Source organism: Pseudomonas sp. XP1 (assembly GCF_053557675.1).
Genome location: NZ_JBNRIJ010000010.1, coordinates 1 through 9,915, shown reverse-complemented (window position 1 = coordinate 9,915; position 9,915 = coordinate 1). Strand labels below are relative to the sequence as shown.

The window sequence follows — 9,915 nt, the reverse complement described above, 5'->3', positions numbered from 1 at the left end:
CCGGCGATAGGGCCGGTACAGGCTGCAGATGACTTGAACCATGAGGTACCCCCTGTGACACCCGCAATGCCTCACCAGGGCGCCGCCGGCATCGCCACCGCCGTCGCCGAAAGCGTGCAATACCAAGGCCGCAAGACTGCCCGCCAAGGCAGCGAGCAGCGTCGTCAACAGATCCTCGACGCCGCCATGCGCATTGTCGTGCGCGATGGCGTGCGCGGTGTGCGCCATCGCGCCGTCGCCGCCGAGGCCGGTGTGCCACTGTCGGCCACCACCTACTACTTCAAGGATATCGAGGACCTGCTCACCGATACCTTCGCCCAGTACGTCGAACGCAGCGCCGCCTACATGGCCAAGCTGTGGGCCAATACCGAGGTGGTGTTGCGCCAGTTGCTGGCCCAGGGTGACGGCAGCCCGCAGGCGCGGGCACGCCTGGCTGACGAGGTCGCGCGCATGACTGCCGACTACGTGCAGCGGCAACTGCTGAACCGCCGCGACTTCCTGATGGCCGAACAGGCCTTTCGCCAGGAGGCGCTGCTTTGCCCGCGCCTTGCTCAACTGGTGTGCGCCCATGAACAGATTTTGCTGCATGGCACCCGCCAATTGCTGCAGGTGGTGGGTTCGCAGCAACCGGAACAGGATGCCCAAATGTTGACGGCGATTATCGAGCAGATGGAATATCAGGGCCTGCTCAAGGATGCGAATGCGCAAGCCGATGGGCAGATGCTCGCTATGCTTAGCCGATACCTGCAGCTGGTGCTGGCATCGGCCTGAGCCGAGACCGACTTTTCAAGGAGAACCTGATGAAAGCCTGGCGTGTGGTGTTGTTGACTTTGTCATTCCTGCTGCTGGGCGGTTGTCTGGTGACCTTTCACGAGCCCTTGCCGAGCAACCAGGCAGCGCCCAAGGCCCTGCTCGGCAAGTGGAGCAGCAAGGACGCCTGGGGTGAGCCGCTGAAGCTGGTGATTAGCCGTAGCGGCGGCGATGCCTACAAGGCGGTGGCCACGGCCAAGGGCAAGGCCCCCGAGGAATACGTGTTCACCGTGTCGCGCCACGGCAACCGCTGGTACCTGTCGGCTGGCGTGCCGAAACGCCTGGGTGGCAACTTCCTTATCGGCGGTTTCGATATCGTCGATGGCAAGGAACTGGTGGTCTACAACCTGGATGTGGAGCAGGTGCAGCAGGCGGTGGACAAGAAGGAGCTGACCGGGCGCAGCACCGAAGTGCCGGAAGACAACGGCGACGGCGTGCTGATCGACAGCCCGTCGGCGCGGGTGCTGGCGTACCTGGACGACCCGGCCAACTCCGACCTGTTCGTTGAAGTGGCGCGGTTCCAGCGGTCCGGCAAATGACCGTGCTGGCTTCTTCGCGGCTGAAGCCGCTCCCACAGGGACCGCACCGGTTTCGAGCCTGATGCAGTACCAGTGGGAGCGGCTTTAGCCGCGAAGAGGCCGGTACAGGTTTCTTGTACTAGAAAGGAGTCCCCGGTGGACGAATACCAGCAAACCATCCGTGCCCTGTCCGACCGCATCGTTGCGGCACAGACCCCGATCCGGGTCCTGGACGCGGTGAAGTGGGACGACAACATCCGCCAGGGCTTCCTCAAGGCCAAGGGCAAGGAGCCGCCGGCCGTCGACCGTGCCTACTACCAGTCGCGCCCGCTGGCGTTCGATTCCAGCGCGGTCAAGGCCGAGTTCCAGGGCATCGAGCGCGACATCATTCGCCAGCTCGGCCAGTTCAACCCGGTCGGGCAGATCATGAAGCGCATGTGTCGCGAATACCGCATGGTGGTGCGCATGCTCGAAGCGCGCGGCACCGAGGATTTCGGCCTGATCTCCCAGGAACTGTACGGCGCTGCTTCGGATGCCTTCCACGCTGGTGACCCGACCCTGGCCGACCTCGGCCTGATGCTGTCGGACTACCTGAACAACATCGATGGCCGTGGCGACCTCAAGGACGAACCGAAGAACCTCACCGCCAAGGAGGCTGTGGAAATCCTCCAGCACCGGTTGAACAAGGTGTTCGGCGAGGCCGAGGAAACCATTCGTGTGTTCGAGTCCGACGGTATCGTCGCCGATGCTGCGGCCGGGGCTGACTACATCAAGGTGCGTGCCGACGCCATGTTCAACTCCCGTGACGTGCGCGCCCTGGAGGTGCACGAAGGGCTGGTGCATGTCGGTACCACGCTCAACGGCCTGAACCAGCCGATCTGTACTTTCCTGGCCAAGGGCCCGCCCTCGTCGACGGTAACGCAGGAAGGCCTGGCCATCCTCATGGAGGTGATCGCCTTCGCCTCCTACCCCAGCCGCCTGCGCAAGCTCACCAATCGCACCCGCGCCATCCACATGGTCGAGGAGGGTGCAGATTTCATGCAGGTCTACAACTTCTTCCGCGAGCAGGGGTTCGAGATGGCGCAGAGCTACAGCAACGCCAGCCGGGTGTTCCGTGGGTCGGTGCCCAATGGCCTGCCATTTACCAAGGACTTGTCCTACCTCAAGGGCTTCATCATGGTTTACAACTACATTCAGTTGGCCGTGAAGAAGGGCAAGCTCGAACAGATCCCGTTGCTGTTCTGTGGCAAGACCACCCTGGAAGACATGCGTACCCTGCGACAGTTGGTCGAGGAAGGCCTGGTCGAGCCTCCCAAGTACCTGCCCGAGCAGTTCCGCGACCTCAACGCGCTGTCGGCCTGGATGTGCTTCTCCAACTTCCTCAACCACCTGAGCCTGGATCGCATTGAAGCCGATTACGCGAACATTCTCTGAGTGCTGCCGCCTGCTGGCCCTGGGTTTGATCCTGCTGGGCCTGGGCGGTTGCAGCAGCCTGCTGTTCTACCCCGAGCGTGGCCAGGCGTTCACGCCAGAGCGGGCCAGGCTCGAATACCGCGATGTCACCCTGACCACTGCTGATGGTATCCGCCTGCACGGCTGGTGGTTGCCGGCCAAGGCCGGGGTCCAGGTCAAGGGCACGGTGCTGCACCTGCACGGCAATGGCGGCAACCTGCCTGGGCACCTGGGCGGCAGCTACTGGCTGCCGGAGCAGGGCTACCAGGTATTGATGATCGATTACCGCGGCTACGGCCTGTCGCAGGGCGAGCCGAGCCTGCCTGAGGTGTACCAGGACATCGCGGCGGCCATGGCCTGGCTGGAACAGGCGCCCGAGGTAAAGGGCAAGCCGCTGGTATTGCTGGGGCAGAGCCTCGGCGGGGCCATGGCCATTCACTACCTGGCGGCCCACCCGGAGCAGCGCCAGCGTTTCAGTGCCCTGGTGTTCGACGGTGTGCCGGCCAGTTACCGTGCGGTCGGGCGTTTTGCCCTCAGCACCTCGTGGATGACCTGGCCGCTGCAGGTGCCGCTGTCGTGGCTGGTGCCGGACGGCGACAGCGCCATCCGCTCGATCGCGCAACTGAGCAGCCCGCCCAAGCTGTTCTTCCACAGCATCGACGACACCCTGGTGCCGATGGACAACGGCATCCGCCTGTACCAGCACGCGCCTGCGCCACGGGTGCTGCAACTGACCCGTGGCGGCCACGTGCAGACCTTCGCCGACCCGACCTGGCGCCAGGTGATGCTGCGTTTTCTTGACGACCCCAGCCATTTCAACGGCCTGCGGCGGCTGGCCGAAGTACCCAATTACCCTGACGAGAAGAACAAGCAATGAGTGAAGAACGCAACGCCATCCCGCTGATCCTGACCGGTGTCGGCAGCATCATCGTGACGGTGGGGGCCTTGTGGTACTACGGTTACCTGCATTTCGCCAAGCCCGAGGATGCCCTGTTGCTGCAGGACTTCACCATGCTCAAGACCATCCCAGGCGAGGACTACAAGGTCTCGCTCGACCCGGCGCCACAAGTGGCCCAATGCGTCGATGGCGTGCTGGTGTTGTTCGATACCCAGCAGAAAGGCCTGACCGGGGTGCTGGTGGACAACCGCAAGCGCGCGGTGCGTTGCATGGGCGAGGAAACCCCGCAGCAGGTGCAGTGAGCCATTATCTCTGCTGCCTGTACGTGGTCCCTGTGGGAGCGGCTTTAGCCGCGAAAGGGCCGGAACAGGCAAAAGAAAGCCCCGCGTCGAGCGCGGGGCTTGTCAGTTCAGCTAGCCAGCCTTACTGCTGTACCTGGCTCACAGAGCGCGGCGCCACCGGCTGGTTGTCGTTGGAGATGGTCACCTCCACCCGACGGTTCTGCGCACGCCCCGAATTGCTCGAGTTGTCCGCTACCGGGTACTCCTTGCCATAGCCCTGGGCGACGATGCGCGCCGGGTCGACGCCAGCACGTACCAGTGCCATGCGCACGCTGTTGGCGCGGCGCTCCGACAGGCCCTGGTTGTAGTTGGCAGAGCCTACGCTGTCGGTGTAACCCTCGACGATCACCTTGCGTTCCGGGTTTTCCTGAAGGAACTGCGCCAGCTTGGTGACGTTCGGGTAGGCGTTGCTCTTGAGTTCGGCCTTGTTGAAGTCGAACAGCACGTCACCGAAGGTGACCAGCGTGCCGCGGTCGGTCTGCTTGGCGTTGAGGCTGTCCTGCAGCTTGGCGATCTGTGCGTCGCGGGCGTCCAGCTTGGCCTGGGCGCGCTGGGCCGAGGCGTTCTTCAGTTCGCTTTCGGCGGTGCGCAGGGCAATGGTCTGCTTGGCCACCTCGACGCGCTGGTTGGTCAGGTAGGCCAACTGGTCGACCTTCTTCTCGTCTTCACGGTCCATGTAGGCCTTGTCGGCCTTGTTCAGCCAGTCCTGGGCGTCCTTGGTCTCCAGCGCGGCAACCTTGCTCGATTGCGGGTCGCTCTGCAGCGAGGAGAAGTTGGTGCGGGCCGATTCGAGGTTGGCGTTAGGGTCGTGCGAGCAGGCAGCAAGACCGACGCTCAGGGCCAGCAGGGCGGGAATCATGACGTAGTTGCGCATAGTGTTCATCCTTTGATCGTGTGCGAAGGCCGAGGGGGGCGCGGCAGGGCTCACTGAGCGCTGCGCAGGCCTTCCTCACGTACGTCCTGAACGCCCTGGCGGGCATCCTGCACGGCCTTCTGGGCCTTGGCCGCCTGGGCCTTGCGTTCGGCGAGGCGGGCGTCCCATTCGGCCTGTTCGGCCAGGCGCCTGGCGTCGTCGTACTTCTTGTCATGCATGGCGATCTCGGCCTGCTTGAACTTGTCCTGCGCCGCTTTCATTTCCACGGCGGCGAACTCGGTGCCGCCAGCGCTGACGGCGGAGTTCACGGCGGACTGGGTGACTGCATACTGCTCGGTGGGCGGGTTGCCCGCACAGCCGGCCAGAACGAGGCTGCTGCCCAGGGCCAGCGCTGCCAGCTTCAACCCGCGCACATGAGTGGATGAGGGTTTGTAGATGCGGGTGTTCTTGGTGGTCAGTTCCATTGGATCACTCCTGTTTACGACGTTGTCCGTAGCAGTCCATCGCTCGTTCCCTGACACGTGCACGCGCTTCAGCTCAACGGTGCACAACGGCAGGTGTGCAGGGTTTTAGCGTGATGGCTATTGGCTGTGACTGACGCGTTTTTCGGATAGTTCAGAAAAAATCATCCTGAGCGGATAACTATTTCTGACTAATCGGTCAGTGCGATTCGCCCGGAACTTTCGCGGGGCGTAGCGGTATTCCGGGCCTTTGCCAGGCCCGGAGCGGGGGCGGCGGATTACTTCTGGCTGTCGGCTGCTGGGTTGCTCAGGGCGTGCAGATGCTGTCGCGAAAGCGACAGAAAGCGCGGAGTAGGGCCGATGTCCTCGTACAGCGGGTCGCCTTCCTCGTCGGTGGCGATGACCTGGCGGCCTTGCACATAGGGGAAGCTGGCTTCCAGTTCCTCGAGGGCTGCCGCGACCAGCTCACCGAGAAGTTCCTCGGCGGTGCGCTTGGGGTACATGTCGATCAGCGCGGCCAGGCGCGCTTCGGACTCAAGGTCCAGGTGCAGGACATGGCCCGTGGGGCTGAGGGTACCGGCGGCATTCTGTTCCCAGTGCCTGGCGAGTTCACGGATTTTCATGATGACCTCTGTTGACGCCTGAAAGGGCTGCATTGCATGGGAGTGTCGTGCTTTCACTTTAGTTTGCTTTGGCCGATCACGGCTTGCCATCGGCGCCGGGCTGTGGGCACTCTTGGTGCGAATACCGCGCACCCTTGTGGGAGCGGGTAAAGGCTGAAAAGGGATGCAATGCGCCAGAGCCGCGCCGGAGAGAGGGCCAATGACCGATATCGATGTGCGTTTGCGTGAAGATGTCCATGTGTTGGGTGAGCTGCTCGGCGATACCATTCGCCAGCAGCATGGCGAGGCGTTCCTGCAGAAGATCGAGGACATCCGCCACAGTGCCAAGGCCGACCGCCGCAGCGCTGGCGAGCAACTGAGTTCGACCCTGGCGGACTTGGCCGATGAAGACTTGCTACCCGTGGCCAGGGCCTTCAACCAGTTCCTCAACCTGGCCAACATGGCCGAGCAATACCAACTGATCCGCCGCCGAGACGCCGACCAGCCCGAGCCGTTCGAGGCACGGGTGCTGCCCGAGCTGCTGGCGCGCCTGAAGCAGGCCGGGCACAGCAATGATGCCCTGGCACGGCAATTGGCCAAGCTCGACATCCAGCTGGTGCTCACCGCTCACCCCACCGAGGTGGCCCGCCGCACCCTGATCCAGAAGTACGACGCCATCGCCGGCCAACTGGCTACCCAGGACCACCGCGATCTGACCCCGGCCGAACGCGAGCAGGTGCGCGAGCGCCTGCGCCGGTTGATCGCCGAGGCCTGGCACACCGAAGAAATCCGCCGCACCCGACCGACGCCGGTGGACGAAGCCAAGTGGGGCTTTGCGGTGATCGAACATTCGCTGTGGCACGCCATCCCCAGCCACTTGCGCAAGGTCGACAAGGCCTTGCTGGAAGCTACCGGCCTGCGCCTGCCGCTGGAGGCGGCGCCGATCCGCTTCGCCTCGTGGATGGGCGGTGACCGTGATGGCAACCCCAACGTGACCGCAGCTGTCACCCGCGAAGTTCTGCTGCTGGCGCGCTGGATGGCTGCCGACCTGTTCCTGCGCGACATCGATGCGCTGGCCTCCGAATTGTCCATGCAGCAGGCCGACGATGCCCTGCGCGAGCGGGTCGGTGACAGTGCAGAACCCTACCGTTCCCTGCTCAAGCAACTGCGCGATCGCCTGCGGGCAACGCGCGCCTGGGCGCATTCGGCATTGACCAGCAGCCAGCCGGCCAGCGCCGAGGTGCTGGTGGACAACCGCGACCTGATCGCGCCGCTGGAGCTGTGCTACCAGTCACTGCACGCCTGCGGCATGGGTGTGATCGCCGAAGGCCCGTTGCTCGATTGCCTGCGCCGCGCCGTGACCTTCGGCCTGTTCCTGGGCCGCCTGGATGTGCGCCAGGACGCCGCCCGCCACCGTGATGCGTTGAGCGAGATTACCGACTACCTGGGCCTGGGGCGTTATGCCGACTGGGATGAAGAGCAGCGCATCGAGTTTCTCCAGGCCGAGCTGAAAAACCGCCGGCCACTGCTGCCCGCGCACTTCAAGCCGCAGGCCGATACCGCCGAGGTACTGGCCACCTGCCGGGAAATTGCCGCCGCGCCGGCCGCCTCGCTGGGCTCTTACGTCATCTCCATGGCCGGTGCTGCCTCGGATGTGCTGGCGGTGCAGCTGCTGCTGAAGGAGGCCGGCCTGACTCGGCCCATGCGGGTGGTGCCGCTATTCGAGACCCTGGCCGATCTCGACAATGCCGGCCCGGTGATGCAGCGCCTGCTCGGCCTGCCAGGCTACCGCGCCAACCTGCGCGGTCCGCAGGAGGTGATGATCGGTTACTCCGACTCGGCCAAGGACGCTGGTACCACGGCAGCGGCCTGGGCGCAGTACCGGGCCCAGGAAGACCTGGTGCGTATCTGCGCCGAGCACCAGGTCGAGCTGCTGCTGTTCCACGGCCGTGGCGGCACGGTAGGCCGCGGCGGCGGCCCGGCCCACGCTGCAATCCTGTCGCAGCCACCGGGTTCGGTGGCGGGGCGGTTCCGTACAACCGAGCAGGGCGAGATGATCCGTTTCAAGTTCGGCTTGCCGGGCATCGCCGAGCAGAACCTGAACCTGTACCTGGCCGCCGTGCTTGAAGCTACCCTGTTACCACCGCCACCACCGCAGCCGGCCTGGCGCGAGGTGATGGACCAGCTGGCCGCCGATGGGGTCAAGGCCTACCGCAGCGTGGTGCGGGAGAACCCCGATTTTGTCGAGTACTTCCGCCAGTCCACCCCGGAGCAGGAGCTGGGGCGCCTGCCGCTGGGCAGCCGCCCGGCCAAGCGCCGCGCCGGTGGCATCGAAAGCCTGCGGGCCATCCCGTGGATCTTCGGCTGGACCCAGACCCGCCTGATGCTGCCAGCCTGGCTTGGCTGGGAAACGGCATTGAACAATGCCCTGGCCCGTGGCCAGGGTGAACTGCTGGCGCAGATGCGCGAGCAATGGCCGTTCTTCCGCACCCGCATCGACATGCTCGAGATGGTGCTGGCCAAGGCCGATGCACAGATCGCCGAGGCCTACGACGAACGTCTAGTGCAACCGCACCTGCTGCCATTGGGTGCGCACCTGCGCGACCTATTGTCGCAGTCGTGCAAGGTGGTACTTGGCCTTACCGGGCAGCCGGTGCTACTGGCGCACAGCCCCGAGACGCTGGAATTCATCAGCCTGCGCAACACCTACCTGGACCCGTTGCACCGCCTGCAGGCCGAGTTGCTGGCCCGCTCGCGCAGCCGCGAAGCCGCTCTGGACAGCCCGTTGGAGCAGGCCTTGCTGGTGACTGTGGCGGGTATTGCAGCCGGCCTGCGCAACACCGGCTGAGTGCAGGCCCGGGGCGTCCTGGGCAGGTGCTGCGCAGGGCATGCAAGCGGGCGAGGAGGGTGGTTGCGCCGGGCGCAACCGCCTGCCAGGCCAGCCGTAGGTGGCGCATTCCTGCAACTTTGGGACGCTTGTCTGGCTGCCGAGCGCTGTGTATCTTGAGCAGCCTTCTGACCTATTTATGGTCATACCCGATTTTCCGGACTTGGCCCTGGTCGCCGAATCCATTGAATTTCATAAAAAAATTTGAGGAGCACGAGATGCGCGTAATTCTGCTGGGAGCTCCCGGGGCCGGTAAAGGTACTCAGGCAAAGTTCATCACCGAAAAGTTCGGTATTCCCCAGATTTCCACCGGTGACATGCTGCGTGCCGCCGTCAAGGCCGGTACCCCGCTGGGCCTGGAACTGAAGAAAGTCATGGATGCCGGCCAGCTGGTCTCCGACGAGTTGATCATCAGTCTGGTAAAGGAGCGCATCGCCCAGCCTGATTGCGCCAAGGGCTGCCTGTTCGACGGCTTCCCACGTACCATTCCGCAAGCAGAAGCCATGGTCGCTGCCGGTGTCGACATCGACGCCGTCGTGGAAATTGCCGTGGACGACGAGGAAATCGTCGGCCGCATGGCTGGCCGCCGCGTGCACCTGGCCTCGGGCCGCACCTACCACATTCAGTACAACCCGCCGAAAGTGGAAGGCAAGGACGACGAGACTGGTGAAGACCTGATCCAGCGCGATGACGACAAGGAAGAAACCGTTCGCCATCGCCTGTCGGTGTACCACAGCCAGACCAAGCCGCTGGTGGACTTCTACCAGAAGCTGTCGGCCGCCAATGGCGGCAAGCCGAAGTACAGCCACATCGAAGGCGTCGGCTCGGTCGAAGCCATCACCGCCAAGGTCCTGGCAGCCCTGAGCTGATCCAGAGCCCGACGCACCTCGACAACGGCCCGCTTGCGGGCCGTTATCGTTTGTGGGGCTGCTTAAGCAGCCCATCGCCGGCAAGCCGGCTCCCACAGGACCGCGCCGATTCTGAAGGCTGTGCAGTACCTGGACTGCCCCCGAAAAGTTGGACAGTTTTAGCCAGTAGCCTGAGTCCTGTAGCTGACAGGGCTCAGGCCATT

General features: G+C 64.2%; 10 protein-coding genes. 7 read left to right on the top strand and 3 right to left on the bottom strand.

Annotated elements, in window-relative coordinates:
• Positions 1-66: 66 nt before the first annotated feature.
• The 5 genes from ACK1U9_RS11410 (at position 67) to ACK1U9_RS11390 (ending at position 3,980) form a co-directional block, all read left to right on the top strand.
• Entirely contained in the window at positions 67-771 is a 705-nt protein-coding gene (locus tag ACK1U9_RS11410; RefSeq protein ID WP_046616108.1) for a TetR/AcrR family transcriptional regulator, read from the top strand.
• Positions 772-800: 29 nt separating this feature from the next.
• Entirely contained in the window at positions 801-1,349 is a 549-nt protein-coding gene (locus tag ACK1U9_RS11405) for a hypothetical protein (RefSeq protein ID WP_003258915.1), read from the top strand.
• A gap of 135 nt (positions 1,350-1,484) precedes the next feature.
• Positions 1,485-2,762, top strand: coding sequence for a flavohemoglobin expression-modulating QEGLA motif protein (locus ACK1U9_RS11400; RefSeq protein WP_085601946.1), 1,278 nt, complete (start codon positions 1,485-1,487; stop codon positions 2,760-2,762).
• A complete protein-coding gene (locus tag ACK1U9_RS11395) occupies positions 2,734-3,657 on the top strand; it encodes an alpha/beta hydrolase (protein ID WP_046616110.1) in 924 nt (307 codons plus the stop codon). The genes ACK1U9_RS11400 and ACK1U9_RS11395 overlap by 29 nt, the downstream gene beginning before the upstream one ends.
• Complete coding sequence (locus ACK1U9_RS11390) at positions 3,654-3,980, top strand: hypothetical protein (RefSeq protein WP_003252219.1); 327 nt, start codon at positions 3,654-3,656, stop codon at positions 3,978-3,980. Before ACK1U9_RS11395 ends, ACK1U9_RS11390 begins: the two co-directional genes overlap by 4 nt.
• Before the next feature lie 121 nt (positions 3,981-4,101).
• On the opposite strand, the gene ACK1U9_RS11385 is transcribed toward ACK1U9_RS11390, so the two are convergent.
• The 3 genes from ACK1U9_RS11385 to ACK1U9_RS11375 form a co-directional block, all read right to left on the bottom strand.
• Positions 4,102-4,893, bottom strand: a complete 792-nt coding sequence (locus ACK1U9_RS11385) for an OmpA family protein (protein WP_015269164.1) — start codon at positions 4,891-4,893, stop codon at positions 4,102-4,104.
• A gap of 50 nt (positions 4,894-4,943) precedes the next feature.
• Entirely contained in the window at positions 4,944-5,357 is a 414-nt protein-coding gene (locus ACK1U9_RS11380) for a DUF4398 domain-containing protein (RefSeq protein ID WP_085601948.1), read from the bottom strand.
• A 275-nt stretch (positions 5,358-5,632) separates the two neighbouring features.
• A complete protein-coding gene (locus tag ACK1U9_RS11375) occupies positions 5,633-5,977 on the bottom strand; it encodes a pilin assembly protein (protein ID WP_046616113.1) in 345 nt (114 codons plus the stop codon).
• A gap of 199 nt (positions 5,978-6,176) precedes the next feature.
• On the opposite strand from ACK1U9_RS11375, the gene ppc reads away from it, so the two are divergent.
• Positions 6,177-8,804, top strand: coding sequence for a phosphoenolpyruvate carboxylase (ppc, locus tag ACK1U9_RS11370; protein ID WP_046616114.1), 2,628 nt, complete (start codon positions 6,177-6,179; stop codon positions 8,802-8,804).
• Positions 8,805-9,061: 257 nt separating this feature from the next.
• A complete protein-coding gene (adk, locus tag ACK1U9_RS11365) occupies positions 9,062-9,712 on the top strand; it encodes an adenylate kinase (protein WP_046616115.1) in 651 nt (216 codons plus the stop codon).
• The last annotated feature ends 203 nt before the right edge of the window (positions 9,713-9,915 follow it).